The organism is Billgrantia antri (assembly GCF_019430905.1).
Lineage (GTDB): Bacteria > Pseudomonadota > Gammaproteobacteria > Pseudomonadales > Halomonadaceae > Halomonas > Halomonas antri.
Genome location: NZ_JAHYCA010000003.1, coordinates 74,549 through 96,553, shown reverse-complemented (window position 1 = coordinate 96,553; position 22,005 = coordinate 74,549). Strand labels below are relative to the sequence as shown.

General features: G+C 62.3%; 25 protein-coding genes and 2 tRNA genes. 19 read left to right on the top strand and 8 right to left on the bottom strand.

Annotation, left to right across the window (positions count from 1 at the left end; translation table 11 throughout):
• Nucleotides 1–7: 7 nt before the first annotated feature.
• On the bottom strand, nt 8–766 hold the full coding sequence (locus tag KPL81_RS08505) for a DeoR/GlpR family transcriptional regulator (RefSeq protein WP_209472256.1): 759 nt from the start codon (nt 764–766) through the stop codon (nt 8–10).
• Between the two features lie 150 nt (nt 767–916).
• On the opposite strand from KPL81_RS08505, the gene glpK reads away from it, so the two are divergent.
• The 3 genes from glpK to KPL81_RS08490 all read left to right on the top strand — a co-directional run bounded on the left by glpK (nt 917) and on the right by KPL81_RS08490 (nt 2,653).
• Nucleotides 917–2,404 carry a glycerol kinase GlpK gene (glpK, locus tag KPL81_RS08500; protein WP_219791457.1) on the top strand — a complete coding sequence of 496 codons (1,488 nt, stop codon included), beginning with the start codon at nt 917–919 and terminating at the stop codon, nt 2,402–2,404.
• Between the two features lie 79 nt (nt 2,405–2,483).
• Nucleotides 2,484–2,560 (top strand) — tRNA-Val (locus tag KPL81_RS08495).
• Between the two features lie 16 nt (nt 2,561–2,576).
• Nucleotides 2,577–2,653: transfer RNA gene (locus tag KPL81_RS08490), tRNA-Val, on the top strand.
• Between the two features lie 79 nt (nt 2,654–2,732).
• Here KPL81_RS08490 and KPL81_RS08485 read toward each other — a convergent pair.
• Nucleotides 2,733–3,218, bottom strand: a complete 486-nt coding sequence (locus tag KPL81_RS08485; RefSeq protein ID WP_219791456.1) for a GAF domain-containing protein — start codon at nt 3,216–3,218, stop codon at nt 2,733–2,735.
• Nucleotides 3,219–3,310: 92 nt separating this feature from the next.
• Between KPL81_RS08485 and KPL81_RS08480 the strand changes: the two genes are divergently transcribed.
• Nucleotides 3,311–3,610: an MTH1187 family thiamine-binding protein gene (locus KPL81_RS08480; RefSeq protein ID WP_209472253.1), complete on the top strand. Its 300-nt coding sequence runs from the start codon at nt 3,311–3,313 to the stop codon at nt 3,608–3,610.
• 77 nt (nt 3,611–3,687) lie between these two features.
• Here the strand turns inward: KPL81_RS08480 and KPL81_RS08475 are convergent, their stop codons facing one another.
• The 3 genes from KPL81_RS08475 to KPL81_RS08465 are packed head-to-tail and all read right to left on the bottom strand — an operon-like array spanning nt 3,688 to nt 6,260.
• On the bottom strand, nt 3,688–4,509 hold the full coding sequence (locus KPL81_RS08475) for a MetQ/NlpA family ABC transporter substrate-binding protein (RefSeq protein WP_219791455.1): 822 nt from the start codon (nt 4,507–4,509) through the stop codon (nt 3,688–3,690).
• A 25-nt stretch (nt 4,510–4,534) separates the two neighbouring features.
• Nucleotides 4,535–5,188 (bottom strand): methionine ABC transporter permease, encoded by a 654-nt coding sequence (locus KPL81_RS08470; protein ID WP_219791454.1) that lies wholly within the window; start codon nt 5,186–5,188, stop codon nt 4,535–4,537.
• Nucleotides 5,169–6,260 (bottom strand): methionine ABC transporter ATP-binding protein, encoded by a 1,092-nt coding sequence (locus KPL81_RS08465; RefSeq protein WP_219791453.1) that lies wholly within the window; start codon nt 6,258–6,260, stop codon nt 5,169–5,171. The genes KPL81_RS08470 and KPL81_RS08465 overlap by 20 nt, the downstream gene beginning before the upstream one ends.
• Nucleotides 6,261–6,696: 436 nt before the next feature.
• Between KPL81_RS08465 and KPL81_RS08460 the strand changes: the two genes are divergently transcribed.
• From KPL81_RS08460 to KPL81_RS08430, 7 genes are all read left to right on the top strand, one after another.
• A complete protein-coding gene (locus tag KPL81_RS08460; protein WP_219791452.1) occupies nt 6,697–7,326 on the top strand; it encodes a riboflavin synthase subunit alpha in 630 nt (209 codons plus the stop codon).
• Between the two features lie 200 nt (nt 7,327–7,526).
• On the top strand, nt 7,527–8,828 hold the full coding sequence (locus tag KPL81_RS08455) for an NCS2 family permease (protein WP_219791451.1): 1,302 nt from the start codon (nt 7,527–7,529) through the stop codon (nt 8,826–8,828).
• A 22-nt stretch (nt 8,829–8,850) separates the two neighbouring features.
• Entirely contained in the window at nt 8,851–9,396 is a 546-nt protein-coding gene (locus tag KPL81_RS08450; protein WP_209472247.1) for an adenine phosphoribosyltransferase, read from the top strand.
• A 7-nt stretch (nt 9,397–9,403) separates the two neighbouring features.
• The gene (gpt, locus tag KPL81_RS08445) at nt 9,404–9,883 is read left to right on the top strand and encodes a xanthine phosphoribosyltransferase (RefSeq protein WP_209472246.1); all 480 of its coding nucleotides are present in this window, start codon (nt 9,404–9,406) and stop codon (nt 9,881–9,883) included.
• 16 nt (nt 9,884–9,899) lie between these two features.
• Entirely contained in the window at nt 9,900–10,598 is a 699-nt protein-coding gene (gene ung, locus KPL81_RS08440; protein WP_219791450.1) for a uracil-DNA glycosylase, read from the top strand.
• A gap of 99 nt (nt 10,599–10,697) precedes the next feature.
• Complete coding sequence (upp, locus tag KPL81_RS08435) at nt 10,698–11,327, top strand: uracil phosphoribosyltransferase (RefSeq protein ID WP_219791449.1); 630 nt, start codon at nt 10,698–10,700, stop codon at nt 11,325–11,327.
• A gap of 105 nt (nt 11,328–11,432) precedes the next feature.
• Nucleotides 11,433–12,674: a uracil-xanthine permease family protein gene (locus KPL81_RS08430; protein ID WP_219791448.1), complete on the top strand. Its 1,242-nt coding sequence runs from the start codon at nt 11,433–11,435 to the stop codon at nt 12,672–12,674.
• Nucleotides 12,675–12,732: 58 nt separating this feature from the next.
• Here the strand turns inward: KPL81_RS08430 and KPL81_RS08425 are convergent, their stop codons facing one another.
• Nucleotides 12,733–13,314 (bottom strand): cupin domain-containing protein, encoded by a 582-nt coding sequence (locus KPL81_RS08425; RefSeq protein ID WP_219791447.1) that lies wholly within the window; start codon nt 13,312–13,314, stop codon nt 12,733–12,735.
• 143 nt (nt 13,315–13,457) lie between these two features.
• On the opposite strand from KPL81_RS08425, the gene mobA reads away from it, so the two are divergent.
• From mobA to KPL81_RS08395, 6 genes are all read left to right on the top strand, one after another.
• Nucleotides 13,458–14,093 (top strand): molybdenum cofactor guanylyltransferase MobA, encoded by a 636-nt coding sequence (mobA, locus tag KPL81_RS08420; RefSeq protein ID WP_219791446.1) that lies wholly within the window; start codon nt 13,458–13,460, stop codon nt 14,091–14,093.
• Nucleotides 14,093–14,671: a molybdopterin-guanine dinucleotide biosynthesis protein B gene (gene mobB / locus KPL81_RS08415; protein ID WP_219791445.1), complete on the top strand. Its 579-nt coding sequence runs from the start codon at nt 14,093–14,095 to the stop codon at nt 14,669–14,671. The genes mobA and mobB overlap by 1 nt, the downstream gene beginning before the upstream one ends.
• 56 nt (nt 14,672–14,727) lie before the next feature.
• A complete protein-coding gene (moaC, locus tag KPL81_RS08410) occupies nt 14,728–15,537 on the top strand; it encodes a cyclic pyranopterin monophosphate synthase MoaC (RefSeq protein ID WP_219791444.1) in 810 nt (269 codons plus the stop codon).
• A 5-nt stretch (nt 15,538–15,542) separates the two neighbouring features.
• Nucleotides 15,543–16,010, top strand: coding sequence for a molybdopterin synthase catalytic subunit MoaE (gene moaE, locus KPL81_RS08405; RefSeq protein WP_219791443.1), 468 nt, complete (start codon nt 15,543–15,545; stop codon nt 16,008–16,010).
• Nucleotides 15,994–17,007 carry a GTP 3',8-cyclase MoaA gene (moaA, locus tag KPL81_RS08400; protein ID WP_240549145.1) on the top strand — a complete coding sequence of 338 codons (1,014 nt, stop codon included), beginning with the start codon at nt 15,994–15,996 and terminating at the stop codon, nt 17,005–17,007. Before moaE ends, moaA begins: the two co-directional genes overlap by 17 nt.
• A 154-nt stretch (nt 17,008–17,161) precedes the next feature.
• Nucleotides 17,162–17,452, top strand: a complete 291-nt coding sequence (locus KPL81_RS08395; RefSeq protein ID WP_209472237.1) for an H-NS family histone-like protein — start codon at nt 17,162–17,164, stop codon at nt 17,450–17,452.
• A 119-nt stretch (nt 17,453–17,571) separates the two neighbouring features.
• Here KPL81_RS08395 and KPL81_RS08390 read toward each other — a convergent pair whose 3' ends face one another.
• Entirely contained in the window at nt 17,572–19,155 is a 1,584-nt protein-coding gene (locus KPL81_RS08390; protein WP_219792166.1) for a ribonuclease J, read from the bottom strand.
• Between the two features lie 244 nt (nt 19,156–19,399).
• Here KPL81_RS08390 and purU point away from each other — a divergent pair, with 244 nt between their 5' ends.
• Together purU and KPL81_RS08380 are read left to right on the top strand one after the other, a co-directional pair.
• On the top strand, nt 19,400–20,254 hold the full coding sequence (purU, locus tag KPL81_RS08385; protein ID WP_219791442.1) for a formyltetrahydrofolate deformylase: 855 nt from the start codon (nt 19,400–19,402) through the stop codon (nt 20,252–20,254).
• 20 nt (nt 20,255–20,274) lie between these two features.
• On the top strand, nt 20,275–20,946 hold the full coding sequence (locus tag KPL81_RS08380) for an energy-coupling factor ABC transporter permease (protein ID WP_219791441.1): 672 nt from the start codon (nt 20,275–20,277) through the stop codon (nt 20,944–20,946).
• 4 nt (nt 20,947–20,950) lie between these two features.
• On the opposite strand, the gene dinB is transcribed toward KPL81_RS08380, so the two are convergent.
• A complete protein-coding gene (gene dinB / locus KPL81_RS08375; protein WP_209472234.1) occupies nt 20,951–22,000 on the bottom strand; it encodes a DNA polymerase IV in 1,050 nt (349 codons plus the stop codon).
• Nucleotides 22,001–22,005 lie beyond the last annotated feature (5 nt).

Genomic DNA, 22,005 nt, shown 5'->3' with positions numbered 1-22,005 from the left:
CTAAGAGTCAGGCGATATGCAGGGCGACGCCGTTGACCTGCATGAGATGCACGATGCGCTCGGGGGGCTGGCGATCGGTGAACAGGGCGTCCAGCTGGGCGATGTTACCCTGGCGTACGACGGGGTTGCGGTGGAACTTCGAATGATCGGCGGTCAGGTAGACCTGGCGGGAATTGAGGATGATGGCTTGGGCGACGCGGGCTTCCTGATAGTCGAACTCCAGCAGTGAGCCGTCCTCGTCGATGCCGCTGATGCCGATGATGCCGAAGTCCACCTTGAACTGATTGATGAAATCGATCGTCGCCTCGCCGATGATGCCACCATCGCGTGAACGAACCTGGCCGCCGGCGATAATGACGTTGAAGTCCTCCTTGTGCTGGAGAATGGCCGCCACGTTGAGGTTGTTGGTGATCACCTCGAGACCTTGATGATCGAGCAGGGCCTCCGCGACCACTTCGTTACTGGTGCCGATGTTGATGAACAGCGAAGCGTGATCGGGAATGTGCTTGGCCACCAGGGCCGCGATGCGCCGCTTGGCATCGAGGTTGAGGTTCTTGCGCGTGCTGTAGGCGGTGTTGACGGTACTCGACTCGAGCCCCGCCCCGCCGTGCACGCGGCGGATCATGCCCTCTTCCGCCAGTGCATTGAGGTCGCGACGTATGGTCTGGGGGGTGACGGAGAAATGCTCGGTCAACTGCTCGATGCTGGCATAGCCCTGACGGCGCACCAGGTCAATGATGGCATCTTGGCGCTGTTGCTGGTTCATGTCGGCTCCCTTTCGATCACGCGAGTGTAAGCGATTCGGCGCGCCGTCGGCAGGCGGTTACGGTTTTATTCTACGAAAGTCGTAAAGCAATGCGAACATTCTCCAGTACTCTTGGTGATCATAAACGAACATACAACGACGAGGCGTAACATGGCCGACTATCTTCTCGCCATTGACCAGGGCACCACCAGTTCTCGGGCCATTCTCTTCGACCGCGGCGGTCATGTGGTTCGTGTTGCGCAGCGAGAGTTTCCCCAGCACTTCCCTCGCGATGGCTGGGTCGAGCATGATCCGGAGGATATTTGGGAGACGGTGCTAGCGACGTGCCGGGAGGTGGTGGAGCAGGCGGGGATCACGCCTGACGCCTTGGTCGGTATCGGCATGACCAACCAGCGCGAGACTACGCTGCTGTGGGACCGTGCGACGGGGCGTCCGCTCTACAATGCCATCGTCTGGCAGGATCGACGTACCGCCGATTTCTGTCAGCAGCTGCGCGATCTAGGCCATGCCGAACTCGTCCAGTCACGCACCGGCCTGCTGGTCGACCCGTACTTCTCGGCAACCAAGCTGGCATGGCTGCTGGACAATGTCGAGGGCGCCAGGGAGCGCGCCGAGCGCGGTGAGCTGGCCTTCGGCACGGTGGACAGTTTCCTGCTGTGGCGGCTGAGCGATGGCCGTGTGCACGCCACCGACGCTACCAACGCCTCGCGCACGCTGCTGTTCAACATTCACACCCAGCAGTGGGATGACGACCTCCTCAAGCTGTTCGACATCCCACCCAGCCTGTTGCCGGAGGTGCGCGACAGCAGTGACGACTTCGGCGCCGCGGATGCCCAGTGGCTCGGAGTCGAGCTGCCAGTCGGAGGTATCGTGGGCGACCAACAGGCCGCGCTGGTGGGGCAGGCCTGCTTCGAGCCGGGCATGGGCAAGAGCACCTATGGCACCGGCTGCTTCATGATCGTCAATACCGGCGACACGCCGGCGGCGTCGCGCAATCGGCTGCTGACCACGGTGGCCTATCGGCTGGGTGGCAAGACCACCTACGCCATGGAGGGCAGCATCTTCGTGGCCGGGGCAGCGGTGCAGTGGTTACGCGATGGTCTCAAGCTGTTCAAGGAGGCCGCCGAGACCGAGGCCTTGGCCAAACAGACCCGCGACGGGCATAGCGTTTACCTGGTGCCGGCCTTTACCGGCCTGGGGGCGCCGCATTGGGATCCCAAGGCCAGGGGCGCGATCCTCGGGCTGACCCGGGATACCGGGATCGCCGAGATAGTTGCCGCCGGGCTGCAGTCGGTGTGCTACCAGACACGTGATCTTCAGGTCTGCATGAGCGATGACATGGGGGTCCCGCCGGGCACGCTGCGCGTCGATGGAGGCATGGCGGCCAACTCGTGGCTGGTGCAGTTTCTGGCCGACATGTTGGGCGTGCAGGTGGATCGTCCCACGGTGCTCGAGACGACGGCGCTGGGAGCTGCCTACATGGCAGGGCTGCGCTTCGGTTGGTATCGCGATCTGGAGGAGATCGCCGAGCTGTGGCGTTGTGAGAAAAGCTTTATCCCCAGTATGCCGGAGGTCGAGCGTGAACGGCTTTATCGAGGCTGGCTCGAGGCGGTCGAGCGTGTAAAAAGCCAAGCTTGAAGCTTGCAAAATGCAGCGATATCGGTAAGATATGCATCCGTTGCCGCAGCGCAGATTGGCGGCAATGAAAGCCGGAAGCAGGACCATAGCTCAGTTGGTTAGAGCGCCACGTTGACATCGTGGAGGTCGGCGGTTCAAATCCGCCTGGTCCTACCAGCTCTCCTGATTATCCAGGACCATAGCTCAGTTGGTTAGAGCGCCACGTTGACATCGTGGAGGTCGGCGGTTCAAATCCGCCTGGTCCTACCAGAATTCCGAAACGCCCCGTGGCATATCATCGCCACGGGGCGTTTCTTATTTCTGCATCGCTTGTTTTCGTGCCGCATGGTTATGGCGCAGCAAGCCAATCTGGCAGGCTCGTGCGCTCGAGGAAGACTTTCACCAGCCGCTCGATGCCCGCCTGATCCTCTTCGCTGAAGCGTGCGCGGCGGGGGCTGTCCAGGTCGAGCACGTCCCACAGCGTTCCCTCCCGCATGAGCGGGATCACCAGCTCCGAGTTCGATGCGGCGTCGCAGGCGATATGATCGGCGATGGCATGAACGTCGTCGATGCGCTGCGGTTGGCGGCTACGGGCAGCGGCACCGCACACGCCTTTATCGAACGGGATAGGGTTGCAGGCAGGCTTGCCCTGGAAGGGGCCAAGCGTGAGCAGCTCGGGCTGGCGCTGCAGGTAAAACCCCACCCAATTGAGTTCATCCACCTGCTGCATGATAAAGGCGGTGATCTGGGCGGCATTGACCAGCCAGTCGGCACTATCCATCAGGGCGTCGAGCTGTCGGGCGAGCAGTGCGTAATCGGGAGTTTTCGATGCCATGGAGTCTCCTTTTGCCTTGGGTTTGAACAATGGTCGGGGCGGCACTAGGTTTCGGGTAGGGATTGCCGTTTGACCGATCAGGAGGATTGAGTATGCGCGTGGTTGCCGATGTCAATGTCACCCCAATCGGGGCCGGAGCTTCGCTGTCAGCCCATATCGCCGCCTGCGAGGAGGTGATCGAAGAGGCAGGGCTCAAGTATCGCCTGCATGCCCACGGTACCAACCTGGAGGGGTCATGGGAGGAGGTGATGCAGGTCGTTCAGCGCTGCCATGACGTGCTGCATGAGCGCGGTGCGCCGCGGGTCGACAGTGCAATCCGCCTTGCCACGGCCACCGACAAGGATCAGAGCCTGGAGGGCCGAATCGACAAGGTCGAGCGCAAGATCGGCTGATCCGACCACATTGCCAAGCAAGCGGGCCGACGCATGGCGTCGGCCCGTTGTCGTTCAGTCGGTGACAAGTCTCGGCATTACTTCCAGCCGGGCACGGCGCCACCGTCGAACAGTTCCTGGGCCTTTGCGGCAACCTCTTCGCTCTGGTAGGCGGAAACCAGCTGCTCGATCTCCTCGCGGTCTTGATCCCCTTCGCGCACGGCGATGATATTTACATAGGGAGATTCCGGGCCCTCCTTGAGCAGGGCGTCATCCAGATGCAGGCCGGCCGGTTGGGCGAAGGTATTGTTGATGAAGGCCAGGTCGACGTCCGGCAGCACGCGTGGAAGCTGGGCCGCCTCGATTTCACGGAACTGGAAGTCGTGGGGATTCTCGACCACGTTGACCGGCGTGGCCTCGAGGTTCTCGTGGTCGTCGAGGGTGATCAGGCCGGCGTTGTGCATCAGAATCATGGCGCGCCCGCCGTTGGTCGGGTCGTTGGGCAGGGCGACGATGGCGCCGTCGGGCAGGGCCTCGATGCTGTCATGTTTCTCCGAGTAGGCGCCGATCGGATAGACGAAGGTGTGGCCGGCCACGGCCAGCTCATAGCCGCGATCCTCGACCATGCTCTGCAGGTATGGCTCGTGCTGGAAGGCGTTGGCATCGAGGCTGCCGTCGGCAAGTGCGGCATTGGGCGAGACGTAGTCGGTGAACTCGACGATCTCGACCTCGAGGTCGTAGCGCTCCTTGGCGATCTGGACCGCGACTTCCATCACCTCCGACTCGGGGCCGGACATGGTGCCGACCTTGATCGTGCGCGATTCGGCATCGTCGTTGCCGCAGCCGGCGAGCAGGCTGGTGGTGGCGAGAGTGCCGACCAGGGTGGCAGCGCCGAGCAGGCGGGTCAGGGTTGCTTGCATTGGGTCATTCTCCTTGGGTGTGGCGTCACTTGCGATCCGACTTGCGTACCAGGGTGTCCCCCAGGCTCTGGAAGCCCTGCACCATGACCACCAGGATGGCCACGGTGATCAGCATGATGGTGGGGTTGAAGCGGTTGTAGCCGTAGCGAATGCCCAGGTCGCCCAGGCCGCCACCGCCAACGGCGCCGGCCATGGCCGAGTAGCTCACCAAGGTGACGATGGTGATGGTCAAGCCGGTAATGATGCCGCCGCGGGCCTCTGGCAGCAGCACCTTGGTGATGATCTGATGGGGCGTAGCGCCCATCGACTGGGCCGCTTCGACCAGCCCGGGGGGAATCTCGTTGAGTGCACCCTCCACCAGGCGGGCGACGAAGGGGATGGCGGCCAGGGTCAATGGCACGATGGCGGCGTTGGTGCCGATGGAGGTGCCGACGACCAGGCGTGTGAAGGGGATGATCGCCACCATCAGAATGATGAAGGGGATCGAGCGGCCGATGTTGGTCACCATGCCGAGCACCTGGTTGAGTACCGGACGTGCGAGGATCTGGCGTGGCCGGGTGACGTAGAGCATCACGCCCAGCGGTACGCCAAACAGGGCCGAGATCACGCCCGATACGGCGACCATGTAGAGCGTGTCCAGGGTCGCCTGGAGAATCAGGTCAATCATCGCGCTGGACATGGCCAAGCACCTCCACGTGAAGATCATGGGTTTCGAGGTAGTCGATGGCGCGGCAAGTCTGCTCGGGGGAGCCGAGCAGTTCGGCGATCATAAGCCCCAGGGTGCGCTCCTGGATCGATTCCACCTTGGCCTGCAGGATGCTCACGTCCACGCCGCACTCACGTGCCAGGCGGGAGATCAGCGGGGTCGAGACCGCGTCGCCCGAGAACGCCAGGCGCACCACGGGGTGGGTATGCTCGCCTGGCTCCTCCTCGAGTCTTTCCACCAGTGCCTTGGGCGGTTCGAGCTGGAGAAAATCATTGAGGAACTCGCGTCCGAGCCGGGTGCGCGGGGCGGTGAAGAAGTCTCCGACCTCGGCTTCTTCGACCAGCTCGCCGTCGGAGATCAGGCTGACCCGGTGGCAGATCGACTTGACCACCTCCATCTCGTGGGTGATCAGCAGAATGGTCAGGCCGAGCTTCTGGTTGATCTCGCGCAGCAGGGTGAGGATCGAGCCGGTGGTTTGTGGGTCCAGCGCCGAGGTCGCTTCGTCACATAGCAGTACGCGAGGTTCGCTGGCCAGCGCCCGGGCGATCGCCACGCGCTGCTTCTGGCCGCCGGAGAGCTGGGCGGGAAACTGGCGAGCCTTGTCGGCCAACCCGGTGAGTTCCAGCAGCGGCAGTACGCGTTCGCGAATGGCGCCACGCTTCAGGCCCATCAGCTCCAGCGGCAGTGCCACGTTGTCGAAGACATTGCGCGTTGTCAGCAGATTGAAGTGCTGAAAGATCATGCCGATGCGATGACGTGCCTGGTTGAGTTCGGTGGCGGAGAGGTCGGTCATCTCCTGGCCGTCGACCACGACGCTGCCGCTGGAGGGGCGCTCGAGCAGGTTGACGCAGCGAATCAGCGTCGACTTGCCGGCCCCGGAGAGGCCGATGACACCGTGAATGCTGCCCTGAGGAACGTGGAGGTCGACGCTCTTGAGCGCCTCGATAGTTCGCGGCGGCGTATCGCGCCGGCGGGCGGCGAACGGTAGCCGGCTTTTTGTGCCGGTGAGGTGGTAGGTCTTGGAAACGTTGCTTAGCGTGATCATCTGGCTTCCTGAGAGGCCGTCCCCCGGTGGAGCGGGTTCAGCGGCAGCCAGGAGGATGGCCGGAACGAAAAAAAGGCCACCCTGGCGGGTGGCCATCAACGCTGGACACACCCTTTTAGCTGCACTTCACGCCGCTGGGAATGGAGCTTTCCATTTCCCCTTGGCGTGGGCGCCCGCAATCCGGGTACAAATCGGCGCCTGAAATGTGATGGCGAATGGTAGGGTCAATGAAGCGCTCTGTCAATGCATTGGTGTATGTTTGTAGCCTTCGGTTCGATTGCTAGCAAAATGTTCTGTTGGCGGTGTGTTCGGCATGGCATCGTTCTGGTGAAGGGGCGTCGCCTGATGTTCATGCCAATGGACGTTGCGGTCGCGAATTCTTACACTGCGAGCCCTAACACATTCTCACCATTGTCGGGACTGCCCAGGAGGCGTCATGTTCACAGGCATCGTTCAGGGGACGGCCGAGATCGTCGCCATCCAGGAGGCGGAGGCATTTCGTACCCACGTGGTGAGCTTGCCAGCCGCCCTGCGCGAAGGGCTCGAACTCGGGGCTTCGGTGGCCCATAACGGCGTTTGCCTGACCGCGACCGCCATCGAAGGCGAACGGGTCAGCTTCGATCTGATGCGCGAGACGCTACGGGTGACCAACCTCGGTGCGTTGCGTGAAGGGGATCGCGTCAATATCGAGCGAGCGGCGCGCTTCGGTGACGAGATCGGTGGGCACGCGATGTCCGGACATGTCATGGCCATGGCCGAACTGGTGGAGTTGGATCAGGCGCCCAACAATCGTCGCCTCTGGTTCGAGGTGCCCCATGCGCTGGGGCGCTTCCTGTTCGACAAGGGCTACATCGGCGTAGACGGGATCAGCCTGACGATCGGTGAAGTGGGGCGAGCCACGCCCGAGCACGGCCCGCGCTTCTGCGTCGACCTGATTCCCGAGACGCTCGAGCGCACCATTCTCGTCGATCGCGTGCCGGGCGATTGGGTCAACATCGAGATCGATCCCCAGACCCAGGCCATCGTCGAGACGGTAGAGCGTGTTCTTGCCTCGCGTGGAGTCTGAGGCACGCTTCAAATGACCGTTTCGTCAAGTCTGCGTTGGCAACCACGCTGGCGCATGGCGTAGAGTTTGCTTATACAGAGCGAACCGTGCCGTGGCATGGCTCCCAGGGTGGCCTCGCATCGCCGACGGCCTTTGGGTACCATGTGCGGCTTTTCTCGCTCCCTGGCCGAACACAGCCCTTGTGCGCAGGAATGCCAAAAATGAAGAACCTCCTCGAAAGACGCTTCAAGCTGACAGAACACCAAACCAGCGTAAAGACAGAGGTCATCGCCGGGATTACCACTTTCCTGACCATGGCCTACATCATCTTCGTCAACCCCAGCATTCTCTCCGAAGCCGGCATGGATTACGGCGCCGTGTTCGTCGCCACCTGTCTGGCTGCTGCCGTCGGCTGTCTGATCATGGGGCTATGGGCCAATTACCCGATCGCCCAGGCGCCCGGCATGGGGCTCAACGCCTTCTTTACCTACGGCGTGGTGCTTGGCATGGGCTATACCTGGGAGGCGGCGCTGGGCGCCGTATTCCTTTCCGGTTTCACCTTCTTCCTGTTAAGCGTGTTCAAGATCCGTGAATGGATCATCAATTCCATTCCGCTCTCCCTGCGCCTGGGCATCGCTGCCGGTATCGGCCTGTTCCTGGCCATGATCGCGCTGAAGAACGCCGGTATCGTGGTATCGAATCCGGCCACCTACGTGGCGCTGGGCGATCTTTCCGAGCCGTCCGCGATCTATGCACTGCTGGGTTTCTTCGCCATTACTGCCATGGCCTATCTACGTGTCACCGGAGCGGTAATGATCGGTATCCTCGGCGTGACCGTGCTGGCCATGATTCTGGGGCACAACGAGTATGGCGGCCTGATGTCGATGCCGCCCTCCATCGCGCCGACCTTCATGGCGTTGGACCTCGCCGGCGCGCTCGACGTAGCCATGCTCAGCGTGATCTTTGCCTTCCTGTTCGTCGACCTGTTCGATACCTCGGGCACGCTGGTGGGCGTGGCCCACAAGGGCGGCCTGCTCGACAAGGACGGCAAGCTGCCGCGGCTGGGTCGCGCCATGATGGCCGACAGTGGCGCCTCCATGGCGGGTGCGGTGCTGGGTACCTCGACGACCACCAGCTACATCGAGTCCACCGCGGGCATCGTCTCAGGTGGTCGTACCGGGCTGACTGCCGTGGTAGTGGCCGGGCTGTTCCTGGTCAGCCTGTTCTTCGCCCCGCTGGCAGGCTCGATTCCAGCCTACGCCACGGCGGGTGCGCTGCTCTACGTGGCGGTACTTATGGCGGGTAGCCTGTCCCACGCCAACTGGGACGACCCGACCGATGCCGCTCCCGTCTTGATCGCTGCCCTGGCCATGCCGCTGACCTTCTCCATCGCTGAGGGTATCGCGCTGGGTTTCATCAGCTACGCTGCTATCAAGACCCTCTCCGGCCGCTTCCGCGACCTCAACCCGGCTGTGGTCGTGTTGGCGATCATGTTCGTGTTGAAGTTCCTCTTCCTAGACTGACATTTCCTCACCGAGAGCTGCGATGAGCATTTACGGCGACTACATCAAGTCCGTGATCCGAACCGTCCCCGACTGGCCGCAGCAGGGGGTCAACTTTCGCGACATCACGCCGCTGCTGCAAAACAGCTCGGCCTTCCGCAAGCTGATCGACAGCTTCGTGCACCGTTATCAGGACATGGAGCTCGATGCGATTGCCGCCATCGATGCGCGCGGTTTCATCATCGGTGCACCGGTGGCCTATGAGCTTGGCTGCAGCTTCGTGCCGGTGCGCAAGAAGGGCAAGCTGCCGTTCCGCACCATCAGCGAGACCTATACGCTGGAGTACGGCCAGGCTGAGGTGGAGCTGCACTCCGATGCGTTCCGCCAAGGCGACAGGATCCTGATCATGGACGACCTGATCGCCACCGGTGGCACCATGCTGGCCGCCGCCAAGCTCATCACCCGCTCCGGCGGGCAGGTGGTGGAGACTGCGACCATCATCGACCTGCCGGAGATCGGCGGGTCACACAAGATTCGCGAGGCCGGCTTCAGTGTCTTTGCGGTCTGCTCCTTCAATGAGGACGAGTGACGAAATCATGAGCAACGCCCGCTATCATCAGCACTTCACCGTCTCCTGGGATCAGCTTCATCGTGACGTGCGCGAGATGTGTCATCGCCTGGTCGAGCGCGACTTCAAGGGTATCGTGGCGATCACCCGTGGTGGACTGATTCCAGCGGCGCTATTTGCTCGTGAGCTCAACGTGCGCCTGATCGACACGGTCTGCATCAGCAGCTACGACCACATGGAACAGGGCGGCCTCGACGTGATGAAGGGCGTCGACCACGATGGTGATGGATGGCTACTCGTCGACGATCTGGTCGATACCGGCAAGACTGCACGCAAGGTACGTGAGATGTTGCCCAAGGCGCATTTCGTCACCGTATATGCCAAGCCAGAGGGTCGCCCCCTGGTGGACCAGTACCTGACCGAAGTGGCCCAGGATTGCTGGATCCAGTTCCCGTGGGACATGGGGGTGGCTTACGTGGAGCCCCTGGTCGATCAGGTCAAGCGATAGGCGAGACGAGGGCGACATGAACTGTCCTTTGCCGGAGAGTTGGCAGCGCTGGTTGGGAGGCGAGTTCGAGGCCTCCTACATGCAGGCGCTGCGTGATTTCCTGGCGGCCGAAAAGGCTGCCAGGAAGGTCATCTACCCCCACTCCTCGAACTGGTTCCGGGCCTTCGAGCTGACGCCGCTGGAGCAAGTCAAGGTGGTGATCCTGGGGCAGGACCCCTACCACGGCCCCAGCCAGGCCCATGGATTGTGCTTCTCGGTTCGCCCTGGCGTACCGACGCCGCCCTCGCTGATCAACATCTACAAGGAGTTGGCCGCCGATGTCGGGTTTCAGCCGGTGGATCACGGCAACTTGGAGTACTGGGCTCGACAGGGCGTGCTGCTGCTCAATACCTCGCTGACGGTGGAGCAGGGCAATGCTGGTTCGCACCGAGGCAAGGGCTGGGAAACCTTCACCGACCGTGCAATCGAGACGGTCAACGCTCATGCGCCGCCGTCCGTCTTCCTGCTGTGGGGAAGCCACGCGCGGCAGAAGAAGGCATTGATCGACACGACGCGACACTTGGTGCTGGAGTCGCCGCACCCGTCGCCGCTCTCGGCTCACCGAGGCTTTTTCGGCAATCGCCATTTCTCCCGCGCCAACGCCTATCTCGAAGCGAAGGGACGCGAGCCGATCGACTGGCAGCTGCCTGCTACCCCCGAAGCGCCGACCGTGTAGCGGAGATGCCTTAACCTGCTCGCGGGTTGCAGGTAAAATGCGCGCGACTCGTCCACAAGACACACGTCGCCACTTCCACCCCACGCCGAGAGGTCCGTCATGAGCGTCCACGCCATTCAACATCCGCTGGTCCAGCACAAGCTGGGTCTGATGCGCGAAGCCGGCATCAGCACCAAGAGCTTTCGTGAGCTGGCTGGTGAGCTGGCCAAGTTGCTCACCTACGAGGCGACCAAGGACCTGGAATTGGAGGAGCAGAACATCGACGGCTGGAGTGGCAAGCCGATTCCGGTGAAGTTGCTCAAGGGCAAGAAGGTAACCATCGTACCGATACTGCGCGCCGGACTGGGCATGCTGGATGGCGTGACCGACCTGATTCCCAGCGCCCGAATCAGCGTGGTGGGGCTCTACCGCGACGAGGAGACACTCGAGCCCGTGCCTTACTTCGCGAAGTTCGCCGGCGATCTCGACGAGCGCATGGCGATCGTCATCGATCCCATGCTGGCGACCGGCGGTACCATGGTGGCGACGCTCGACATGCTGCGAGAGCGTGGCTGTCAGCAGATGAAGGTGATCGTGCTGGTGGCGGCTCCCGAAGGGATCAAGCGAGTGCAGGACGTCTATCCCGACATCGAAATCTATACTGCGGCGGTGGACGACCATCTCGACGAGCATGGCTATATCGTCCCCGGTCTGGGCGATGCGGGGGATAAGATCTTCGGTACCCGGTGAGCCATACGATACGGATAATACGCCCCTGAGATTGCGATCCAGGGGCGTTTTTCTGGGCAGGATGCCTTCATATGAACCAATGACACAAAAGAAGGATAGCTTCCCATGAATGAACACGTGGCGACGGCGCAGGTGCCGGTCGAATCCTTGCCCAGGGTAATTCTGACCGGGGCGCAAATGCTCTTCGTCGCCTTCGGTGCGCTGGTGCTCGTACCCTTGCTGACCGGCCTCGATCCCAGCGTGGCACTGTTCACCGCCGGTATCGGTACTTTGGTATTCCACGGCGTGACGCGGGTCACCGTGCCGGTTTTCCTGGCCTCGTCCTTTGCCTTCATTGCCCCGATCCAGGGCTCGGTGGCTAACTTTGGCGTGCCCGCCACCATGGGGGGGCTAATGGCGGCGGGACTGGTCTACGTGGCGATCTCCCAGGCAGTGCGCATGAAGGGTACGGCCTGGTTGCATCGCCTGCTGCCGCCAGTGGTGGTGGGCCCGGTGATCATGGTGATCGGTCTGGCCCTGGCCCCGGTAGCGGTGAGCATGGCCACCGGCGAGACCAGCGACCATATCGACTATGGTCCCGCCATCCTGCTGTCGATGGCCAGCTTGCTGGTCACGCTGGTATTGGCAGTGTTCGGGCGCGGTCTGTTGCGCCTGGTGCCGATCATGGGCGGCATCCTGGTAGGTTATGCCATGGCGTTGATGATGGGCGTGGTGGACTTTGCGCCGGTGCATGAAGCCGCCTGGCTGGCCTTGCCGTCGTTCACGGCGCCGAGTTTCCATTGGGCGGCGATCCTGTTCATGATTCCGGTGGCCATTGCTCCCGCCGTCGAGCATATCGGCGACATGATCGCCATCGGCTCGGTCACTCGCAGGAACTACCTGGAGAAGCCCGGGCTGCACCGCACCCTGCTGGGCGACGGCCTGGCGACCTCCGCGGCGGCATTGTTCGGCGGCCCGCCCAACACAACCTATTCGGAGGTAACCGGGGCGGTAACCCTGACCCGTGCGTTCAATCCGAAGATCATGGTCGTGGCGGCTTGCCTCGCCGTTGGCCTGGCCTTCGTCGCCAAGCTCGGGGCGCTGCTGCAGACCATTCCAGGCCCGGTAATGGGCGGCATCATGACTCTGCTGTTCGGTTCCATTGCAGTGGTGGGCATGAATACGCTGGTGCGCGCCGGTCAGTCCCTGACGGCGCCGCGCAACCTCGTGGTGGTGTCACTGATCCTGGTGTTCGGCATCGGCGGCATGCAGTTCGGCGGTGGTCAGTTCACCCTGCAGGGCGTGAGCCTGGCGGCCCTGGTGGGTATCGTGCTGAACTGGGTGCTGCCCGGCGCCGAAGAGGAATAACGGACAGCCTTGAGCATCGTTCGCAGCGTAGGCGAGTGCAGGCGGTTCCGTATCGAGCTCAAGCGTGATGCAACTCTCTGCCGCCCTCCGAGAAGGTCGGCGGGGAGTTGGCGCTGACGATCACGCACTCACCGTCCCCGACGTTGCGAAAGCGGTGGGGCAGGCGGGAATCGAAGTAGTAGGCGTCGCCCGCGCGCAGGATCTGGGCCTCGCCTGCCACCGTGAGCTCTATCTCCCCGGAAATCACAACGCCGCCTTCCTCGCCGTCGTGCTCGAGCATGTCGGCGCCGGTGTCGGCTCCAGGCGGGTAGCGTTCATGAATGATCGACATGCTGCGATCGGGGCGACGTGCCGCCACCAAGCGCCATGACAAGTTGCCATCGCCGATCTCGGTGAGTTCTTCGGCGGGATAGAAGGCGCGCGGTGACGAGGGTTCGTCTCCGGCGAAGAAAGCGCTGATCGAAACCGGCAGCGCATCGAGTATTTTCTTCAACGAGCTGACCGAGGGGCTGACGCTGTTCTGTTCTATCAGCGAGATGGTGCTATTGGTGACACCGGCTCGCTTGGCCAGCTCGCGCTGGGATAGCTTGCGCGCCTTGCGTAATTCGCGCAGGCGGCTTCCCACATCAAATCCATCCATTGTCAGGTCCAGGGTGCGTTCGATTTGTTTGACGCATGATACCCTCGCTGCCGCCGTCGTGCATGAGCTGATCCGGATCATGGCGCATGCACATTGGCGCACTCGCCATGGCACCGGCGTGCAGGCTGAGGCATCATGGGGACATGACCGATCGATCAGAAGCCCGCGCCCTGGATCCCTTGACCGATGTCACCGGCCTGATCCTGGCCGGAGGGCAGGGCAGCCGCATGGGCGGCCGCGACAAGGGCCTGGAGCGGCTGGGTGGGGTGGCTCTGGTGGATCATGTCCGGGCGCACCTGGCCGGTAACGTGGCTGAGGTTTTGATCAGCGCCAACCGGCATCTCGAGCGCTATCGGACCTTGGTTGATCGTGTCGTAACCGACACCGAGGGCGGCTTTCAAGGGCCGTTGATGGGTATCTACAGTGGGCTGTGTGCCGCCACAACCCCGTGGGTGCTGGTGGTGCCCTGCGATACGCCGCTGCTTCCGGACGACCTGGTGACCAGAATGACGGCCGGTATCGGTCATCATCGTATCGCCGTGGCCCATGACGGCGAGCGTTGGCATCCTGTGGTGATGCTGTTGGAGCGTGCCTTGGCGGGTGACCTTTGCACCGCCCTCGCCGCAGGGGAGCGTAAGGTCGGTCGCTGGATCGAACGCCACGCCTGGACCTGCGTGGATTTCAGCGATTGCCCCGGGGCTTTCGGCAACCTCAATACCGAAGAGGACAAGCGGCGTCTGGAGGCGCGTATGCATAGCAAGAGGAGGGGAGGACCCTAATGACATCTGCGGAGCCTGCCCATCTCGATTTCGACGATGCGCTGCCGCTGCTCGGCATCGCCGCCTGGAGCGGCACCGGCAAGACAACGCTGCTGGAGCGCTTGCTGCCACGACTGACGGCACGCGGGTTGCGTGTTGCCGTGATCAAGCATGCCCATCACGGTTTCGATGTCGATCAGCCGGGGAAGGACAGTCATCGCCTGCGACAGGCCGGTGCCGCGCCTATGCTGGTTGCCTCCCGTGCCAGGTGGGCCATGATGATGGAAACCCCCGGACAAGAAGAGGCCGACCTGGCACAACTTATCGAGACGGTGCGCGGTCAGCGCCCCGATCTGGTGCTGGTGGAAGGCTTCAAGGCCTGGCCCCTGCCCAAGCTGGAACTGTACCGCGAGGAGCTAGGCAAGATGCTGCGCGTGGCCGAGGACCCCTGGGTCAAGGCGGTGGCCAGTCAGCCTCCCGTCAGTGTGCCGGAGGGGGTCGATTGGCTCGATCTGGACGACCTGGAGGCGATTGCAGAATGGGTCAGTGAATGGCCGACTCGCTGGTCGTCGGCGCGGGCACCGCGCAGCCTGGTCTGAGCTTACCTTCCTGCCATGAGCATGCATTCATATAACCGAATTCGAGGCTGCTCCATATGAGTCTGACCCATCTCAACCAGCGCGGCGAGGCCCACATGGTCGACGTTGCCGACAAGGCGGAAAGTCGTCGTGAGGCGACCGCGTCCGGCTTTATCCAGATGAAGCCCGAGACGTTGGCACTGCTGAACGAAGGCGGATTGCCAAAGGGCGATGTCCTGGCCACGGCGCGTATTGCCGGTATCCAGGCCGCCAAGCGAACCCATGATCTGATCCCGCTGTGTCATGCACTGCCGTTGTCCAAGGTGGCAATCGACTTTCATCTGGACGAAGCGAATTGCCGGGTCGAAGTGATAGCCACTTGCCGCCTCAACGGGCGAACCGGTGTGGAAATGGAGGCATTGACGGCGGTCTCTGTGGCCTGCCTGACGCTTTACGACATGTGCAAGGCAGTGGACAAGGACATGGAGATCGGCGCCATCCATGTCGATGCCAAGCGTGGTGGCAAGTCGGGCGATTATCAGCGTCAGACAAGCGTAACGGCGGCTCCGATCGTGACCGGCGAAGGTGCGGCGGGGGAGGTCTCGGTGGGTAGTCGTTGCGATACCGACTCGCCCTGTGTTCGGGTCAAGTTCCTCGCCGAGTTGCGAGAACGGCTTGGCGTGAGCGAGTTGACCCTGCCTCTCGATACCCTGCCAAGTACCGATGTCGGAGGCTTGAAGAGCGCACTGCTCAAACGCGATGCACGCTTCGCACGACTGGGCGAGGGGCGGGTGCTGTGCGCTGTGAATCAGGTCATGGCATTGGACGCGACCCCGATCACCAATGACGATGAAGTGGCATTCTTCCCGCCGGTAACGGGAGGGTGAGTGACATGATTCGGGTTCAGCAGGCCGCATTCGATGCGGGCAGCGAGCAACGCCAGCTGCTGGAAGGGCGGACGGACATCGGCGCCGTGGTCAGTTTCACCGGGCTGGTACGTGACTTCAACGAACGCCCCGACGTGAATGCGCTGACGCTCGAACACTACCCTGGCATGACCGAGGTCGCGCTGGGCGAGATCGTGGCGGAGGCAGAGTCGCGCTGGCCGTTGCAGGGCGTGCGCTTGATACATCGGGTTGGACGTCTTGCTCCCGGAGATCCTATCGTATTGGTTGTGGTTGCCAGTGCCCATCGTCGTGCTGCCTTCGAGGCATGTGACTTCATCATGGACTATCTCAAGACTCGTGCGCCTTTCTGGAAAAAGGAACATAGCATTACCGGGGATTACTGGGTTGCCGAGCGCGAGTCGGACCACCGGGATGCCAGCCGCTGGGAGAGCGACAATGACAAAATCCCCTGAGACCCTGCCAGCTGAACTGGTCGATGGCTTCGGCAGGAAGGTTCGCTATGTGCGGATCTCCGTTACCGATCGCTGTGACTTTCGTTGCGTCTACTGCATGAGTGAGGAGATGACCTTCCTGCCGCGGGCGCAGATCCTCACGCTCGAAGAGTTGGGTTTGGTCGCGCGGGCGTTCGTCGAGATGGGTGTGGAAAAGATTCGCCTTACCGGTGGCGAACCTCTCGTGCGGCGTGGTATCGATCAGCTCATCGAACAGACCAGCTCGCTTCCCGGGCTGCGCGATCTGGCAATGACCACCAATGGTGCGGGACTGGTCAAGCATGCCCGGCGCCTGCGTGAGGCGGGCCTCGACAGGCTCAACATCAGCCTGGATACGCTTGATTCCGAGCGTTTTCGACGCTTGACGCGCACCGGGGATCTGTCTCGTGTGCTGGAAGGATTGCAGGCAGCGCAAGAGGCCGGCTTCGAGCGTATCAAGCTCAATGCCGTAATTCTCAAGGGACGTAATGACGACGAGGTGCTCGACCTGGTCGAGTTTGCCAGATCCCGAGGCGTTGATCTGAGCTTCATCGAGGAGATGCCGCTGGGGGATGTTTCCGATCACTCCCGCGCCGAGACCTTCTGCTCGAGCGATGACGTAAAGTCCATGATCGAACGCTACCATGAGCTGATTCCGACGGCCGAAACGACACTCGGGCCTTCACGCTATTTTCGCATGCCGGATAGCAGCAGTCGCATCGGCTTCATTTCACCGCATAGCCACAACTTCTGTGCCAGCTGCAATCGTGTGCGTGTCACTGCAGAGGGGCGGCTATTGCTTTGCCTGGGCAATGAGCACTCCGTAGACTTGCGTGCGGTGTTGCGACAATACCCCGGGGACCTCGATGCCTTGAAGCATGCCATTGTCGCGGCGCTGCCGCTCAAGCCCGAACGCCATCATTTCACTACCGATGGCGATGTCCAGATCGTGCGCTTCATGAACATGACCGGCGGCTGAGCAACAGCGAGAGAGGGGTTCTTTCTCTCCATTGTTTGGCGATATTCTGCCTTGCGTTGGAATGGACTTTTCTTGCCAATTCGGCAAATCGGCATATACTTTTGACGAGTGAGCCTTGTGGCTGACTCGTCTTTTTCTTGCATGGAGGAGGCCAATGTCCAGCGAAACCCTGGAGCGTATCGCCCGTAACAAGAACGTGGCTCGTGCTGCGGCCCGCCAGTTGAGCATGGAACAGCTGCACAAGCTGTCCGATGTGATCGGCGAGGTCATCGAGCAGAAAAATGAAGAGGAGAAGCTCCGCAAACAGGAAGAAGCGGACAAGGAAAAGAAACTGGCTGAGATCCGCGAGGCCATGAATGATGCCGGTCTCTCCGTGGAAGATCTCGTAGGGGAACAGCCGCGCCGTCGGCGTGGTCGTCCGCCCAAGAATGCCAGCGGTTCGTGAGCCAGTTGTCCACGAATCGTCTGCTCGCGCAACTCGGGTCGGGGGTGATGCATGAGGTGTCTCCCCCGGCCTGTTGACTCATCTCGGCTGAATGCCGCTCCGCTATGACCGATAGGTACTCAGCGGTAGGCAGGTACCTCCACGGCCACCAGTTGAAGGTGTACGTCCGGTAATTGGCGCAAGTGCTGACCCAGCCAGGAAGTGACGAGAGGCTGCAGGGCGGTACGCAATTCGGCCAAGGTGTCCGCCTCGACTTCCTCCAGACGCTCATCAAGCCAATCGGTAAAGCTATCTTCGTCCATGGCGCTGACTCGATGGGCGTCCATCATCAAGCGACCGATGCGCGTCCAGCCGGTTTTCGTCGAGGCGACCGACAGTGCAAGATGCAGGATGCCATGGCGTGGCGATCCGCGCTCGGCAGTCAATCCCGGCAAAGGGGTGACGGCATCCTGACTGACGATGCAGGGTCGCTGTGGATGACGCGACTCCAGGCTCAAACCCTCGCCATCGAGTCGAACGAGATCGCCATTGATCGGCGCCAGCGGTGCCTGTATTCCCATCGACTCCGCAAGTTCCTGATGGGCCTGTTGATGACGGCGTTCACCATGTACCGGCAGTAGATGGCGTGGCTTTATCCAACCATAGAAGGTACGCAGCTCGTCCTGGGCGGGATGCCCCGAGGCATGAAGCTCGGGGTGGTTGAACTCGTCCCACACTGCAACGTCGAGATGTCTCAGGGCATGTTTGAGTCGTTCGATCTGACGCTCGTTGCCGGGAATCGCCTTGGCTGAAAAGATCACGGTGTCGTCGGCCATGAGCTCGAGGCTGTGGTGGCGGCCGTTAGCCAGGCGGCTGAGGGCGGCGCGAGGTTCGCCCTGGCTGCCGGTAGCAATGACCAGCACTTCCTGCGGCGGGAGGTAGCCGAGGTCGCTGACCGGCACCAGCGGTGGCATGTCGTCCAGGTAGCCGAGGCCCCTGGCCACGGCCACCATGCGCACCATGGCCCGTCCCATCAAGCTGACCCGACGACCGCAGCGTTCGGCGGCTTGGGCTACGGCCAGGACCCTGGCCAGGTTGCTGGCAAAGCAGCTCACCACGACCCGGCCTGAACACTGGCTCAAGCGCTGCTCCAGCGCCCTGGCTACTTCGCCTTCACTGCGCGAATGACCCGGCATGGGAGCATTGGTGGAGTCGCCGACCACCAGGTCAACCGGCGCCAGGGCGCGAAACAGCGAACCTTTCACCGGCGGGCCGATCAGCGGTTCTGGATCCAGCTTCCAGTCGCCGGTGTGCAGCACGCGATAGTCCCCGGCGGCGATCAGCAGGGCGCAGCTTTCCGGTATCGAATGGGTCAGTGGCAGGTAGCGCAGGGTGAAGGGGCCATTCTCCAGCGCCTCGCCCGGCTCGATTACCTGGATGGCGTCGACGGCGAGGCCGCGTTCGACGAACTTGACCCGCAGCAGGCCGGCCGCCAGGGGCGTGGCATATACAGGGCATTGCCACTTGGGCCATAGCCAGGCGGCGGCGCCGATATGGTCCTCATGGCCATGGGTAATGACCAGGATCCTGGGGCGAATGCCGAGCGCCTCGGGCGTCTCGAGGCTGGGTACCTGGAGCGGTGCATCCGGCAGGTCCTGGCGAATCATCATGCCGCAATCAACGGCAATCCACTCATTCTCGTGCCCGTAGAGCCCCAGGTTCATGCCGATTTCACCGCAGCCTCCCAGTGGCAGGAAGTGAAGCGGGGAACGGCGGCGGGGGCGTATCGTGGCGTGAGTCGAATGCATCGGCAAATCATGACCAGACAATGGAAACTTCACTATACGGGAACGTCGCGACCCAGAACAATGCGATGCCGGTGGCGAGTACGAGGTTGAGCGTGTTCCCACTCTGTCGAGTTCGCTACAATGCGTGCTCTCCGAACAGCGTTCCGCACCAGGTTGGCCCATGTCTCACTATTATCGTCTCGTCGTCTCCTGCCCCGATCGCCGTGGCATCGTGGCCCGCGTTTCCGGTTTCATCGCTGGTCACGGCGGCTCTATCACGGAGGCCAGTCAGCACTCCGACCTCGAAGCCGGGCGCTTCTTCATGCGCTACGAGATCCTGGCCGATTCTATCGGCATGACCGCCGCCGAGCTCAAGGAGGCGTTCGAGCCTGTGGCCCGCGAATTCGACATGGACTGGGCGTTGCGCGATACGCGTCGCCGACCGCGGGTAGTGATCATGGTGTCACGCGAGTCGCATTGTCTCGTCGATCTGCTGTATCGCTGGACGGCTGGTGAGCTGGAGGGCGATATCGTCGGGGTCATCTCGAACCACGACGACATGCGCAGCATGGTGGAATGGCATGGCTTACCCTACCATCACGTGCCCATCACAAGCGACGGCAAGCAGGCGGCATTCGAGGAGGTGGAGCGTCACGTCGAAGCGCTGCAGGCCGATACCGTAGTGCTGGCCCGCTACATGCAGATCCTGCCGCCGCGGCTGTGTGAGCGCTATTCCGGGCGGGTGATCAACATCCACCATAGCTTCCTGCCGTCATTTGCCGGGGCGCGGCCCTACCACCAGGCTCACTCTCGAGGTGTCAAGCTGATCGGAGCCACCTGTCACTACGTCACTGAGGAACTGGATGCCGGGCCGATCATCGAACAGGACATACATCGCGTGAGCCATTGCCATACGCCCCAGGATCTGGTCCGCTTCGGTCGCGATGTCGAGAAGGGGGTCCTGGCGCGAGGCTTGCGTTGGCATCTCGAAGACAGGGTGCTGATCCATGGTAACAAGACCGTGGTCTTTGCCTGACAAGTACAGGTAGGGCGGCAATGACATTTTCCGAGCCGATTCTTGCCCCATGGCTGCTGTTCGCCTGTGGGCTTGCCTCGTCGCTGGGGCTGGTCCTGGCGCTGCGTCAGCGTCCGTGGCAGGTCCTGCTGGCAAACCAAGGCCTGCAACATCGCTGGCTGGCGGCTAGCGTGGCGGTCGTACTGCTGTGGCAGCTCAGGGCTCAATCGGTCGATTGGCTGGCGCTTCAACTGATGCTGACGGCGCTGCTGACGCTGGTCTTCAAGGCGCCACTGGCACTGACGACCAATCTGTTGGCCAATCTCTCGCTGGTCGCGTTGGGCAAGGCCGGCTGGCCACTGCTCGGCGTCAACGTGCTGATCACCGGATTGGTGCCTGTGCTGGTCATGGTGGCGATATGGCGTATCGTGGATCGCTACCTGCCGGACAACCTGATGGTCTTTCTCTTTCTGTGCGGTTTCTTCGGCGCCGCGTTGGCGACGCTGGGGACTGGGCTCGCCGGTTTGGGATTGGTCATGCTCGGTGCCAGCGACCCGGATGCCATCCATCTGGCAAAGGAGTACGCCCTGTTCCTGCCACTACTGATGCCCTCGGAGGCCTTTCTCACCGGAATGCTGCTCAGCGTGCTGATGGTCTATCACCCCGACTGGGTCGCTACCTTCAACGACCACCGCTATATCGATACCAAATGAAGCTTCAGAACGGCAGGCTGAGCTGACGCCGCGCATCGTCCGTCACCAGCCTGACTCCTACGCCGAGCAGCCGTACCGGGCGCGCGCGGCGTGCCCAGGCCTGTTCCATCAGGGCAGCGAAGTTCTCCAGATTAGGCAAGCCGCCTCGTGAGTCGAGGGTGGTGAGGGAAAAGTCGTCGAAGCGTACCTTGACGAAAATGCCGGCCACGGGCGGATGTCCGTGCCGGGCGAGCCGGGCGTCGAGACGCTCGCACAGGGGTGCCAGCTCGGCATGGCAGAGCGAGAGGTCGGGCAGGTCGCTGGCGAAGGTGATCTCCGCGCTCACCGACTTGCGTTCGCGCTCGATGCGCACCGGCCTGTCGTCGATTCCCCTGGCCAGTTCGAACAGGCGCCGCCCGAACTTGCCGAATTCCTGCAGCAATCGGTCGAGCGGTATCCGCTGCAGATCGCTGCAGGTCTCGATGTCGAGGGCCTGCAATCGCTTGGCCGTGGCCGGGCCTACGCCGTGCAGCTTGTTGACCGGAAGCTGGCACACGAAGTCGTCCACCTGGGACGGAGAAATGACGGTAAGGCCGTCGGGTTTATCCCAGTCGCTGGCGATCTTGGCCAGAAATTTCGACGGAGCGGCACCCACTGACACCGTGATGCCGACGCGCTTCAGGCACTCCTCCTTCAGCCAGCGTGCCATCCAGGTGGCACTGCCCGAGAAGCGCGTAACGTCGGTGACGTCGAGAAAGGCTTCGTCCAGCGACAGCGGTTCCACCAGCGGGGTGAGTTCGTGAAAGATCGCCGATATCTGGCGTGACGCTTCGCGGTAGCGATCGAAGTCCCCGCGCAGCAGGGTCAGGTGGGGGCATAGGCGCAGCGCGCGCGCCGTGGGCATGGCGGAGTGAATGCCGTAGGCGCGGGCAGGGTAGTTGCAGGTGGCGATGACCCCGCGCCCCTCCGCACTGCCACCGATGGCTAGCGGCACATCGCGCAGCGTCGGGTTGTCACGCATCTCCACCGCGGCATAGAAGCAGTCGCAATCGGCATGCAGAATCTTGCGGCTCATGGGGA

Bases quoted from the DNA above. Each gene is read 5' to 3' on its own strand.
- KPL81_RS08460 (WP_219791452.1), top strand. From the start codon at position 6,697: ATGTTCACAGGCATCGTTCAGGGGACGGCCGAGATCGTCGCCATCCAG.
- KPL81_RS08430 (WP_219791448.1), top strand. From the start codon at position 11,433: ATGAATGAACACGTGGCGACGGCGCAGGTGCCGGTCGAATCCTTGCCC.
- ung (WP_219791450.1), top strand. From the start codon at position 9,900: ATGAACTGTCCTTTGCCGGAGAGTTGGCAGCGCTGGTTGGGAGGCGAG.
- glpK (WP_219791457.1), top strand. From the start codon at position 917: ATGGCCGACTATCTTCTCGCCATTGACCAGGGCACCACCAGTTCTCGG.
- KPL81_RS08465 (WP_219791453.1), bottom strand. From the start codon at position 6,260: ATGATCACGCTAAGCAACGTTTCCAAGACCTACCACCTCACCGGCACA.
- KPL81_RS08455 (WP_219791451.1), top strand. From the start codon at position 7,527: ATGAAGAACCTCCTCGAAAGACGCTTCAAGCTGACAGAACACCAAACC.
- KPL81_RS08395 (WP_209472237.1), top strand. From the start codon at position 17,162: ATGTCCAGCGAAACCCTGGAGCGTATCGCCCGTAACAAGAACGTGGCT.
- KPL81_RS08390 (WP_219792166.1), bottom strand. From the start codon at position 19,155: ATGAACCTGGGGCTCTACGGGCACGAGAATGAGTGGATTGCCGTTGAT.
- KPL81_RS08450 (WP_209472247.1), top strand. From the start codon at position 8,851: ATGAGCATTTACGGCGACTACATCAAGTCCGTGATCCGAACCGTCCCC.
- purU (WP_219791442.1), top strand. From the start codon at position 19,400: ATGTCTCACTATTATCGTCTCGTCGTCTCCTGCCCCGATCGCCGTGGC.
- KPL81_RS08380 (WP_219791441.1), top strand. From the start codon at position 20,275: ATGACATTTTCCGAGCCGATTCTTGCCCCATGGCTGCTGTTCGCCTGT.
- KPL81_RS08470 (WP_219791454.1), bottom strand. From the start codon at position 5,188: ATGTCCAGCGCGATGATTGACCTGATTCTCCAGGCGACCCTGGACACG.
- gpt (WP_209472246.1), top strand. From the start codon at position 9,404: ATGAGCAACGCCCGCTATCATCAGCACTTCACCGTCTCCTGGGATCAG.
- KPL81_RS08475 (WP_219791455.1), bottom strand. From the start codon at position 4,509: ATGCAAGCAACCCTGACCCGCCTGCTCGGCGCTGCCACCCTGGTCGGC.
- dinB (WP_209472234.1), bottom strand. From the start codon at position 22,000: ATGAGCCGCAAGATTCTGCATGCCGATTGCGACTGCTTCTATGCCGCG.
- upp (WP_219791449.1), top strand. From the start codon at position 10,698: ATGAGCGTCCACGCCATTCAACATCCGCTGGTCCAGCACAAGCTGGGT.
- KPL81_RS08480 (WP_209472253.1), top strand. From the start codon at position 3,311: ATGCGCGTGGTTGCCGATGTCAATGTCACCCCAATCGGGGCCGGAGCT.
- moaE (WP_219791443.1), top strand. From the start codon at position 15,543: ATGATTCGGGTTCAGCAGGCCGCATTCGATGCGGGCAGCGAGCAACGC.
- KPL81_RS08505 (WP_209472256.1), bottom strand. From the start codon at position 766: ATGAACCAGCAACAGCGCCAAGATGCCATCATTGACCTGGTGCGCCGT.
- moaC (WP_219791444.1), top strand. From the start codon at position 14,728: ATGAGTCTGACCCATCTCAACCAGCGCGGCGAGGCCCACATGGTCGAC.
- mobB (WP_219791445.1), top strand. From the start codon at position 14,093: ATGACATCTGCGGAGCCTGCCCATCTCGATTTCGACGATGCGCTGCCG.
- KPL81_RS08485 (WP_219791456.1), bottom strand. From the start codon at position 3,218: ATGGCATCGAAAACTCCCGATTACGCACTGCTCGCCCGACAGCTCGAC.
- mobA (WP_219791446.1), top strand. From the start codon at position 13,458: ATGACCGATCGATCAGAAGCCCGCGCCCTGGATCCCTTGACCGATGTC.
- KPL81_RS08425 (WP_219791447.1), bottom strand. From the start codon at position 13,314: ATGGATGGATTTGATGTGGGAAGCCGCCTGCGCGAATTACGCAAGGCG.
- moaA (WP_240549145.1), top strand. From the start codon at position 15,994: ATGACAAAATCCCCTGAGACCCTGCCAGCTGAACTGGTCGATGGCTTC.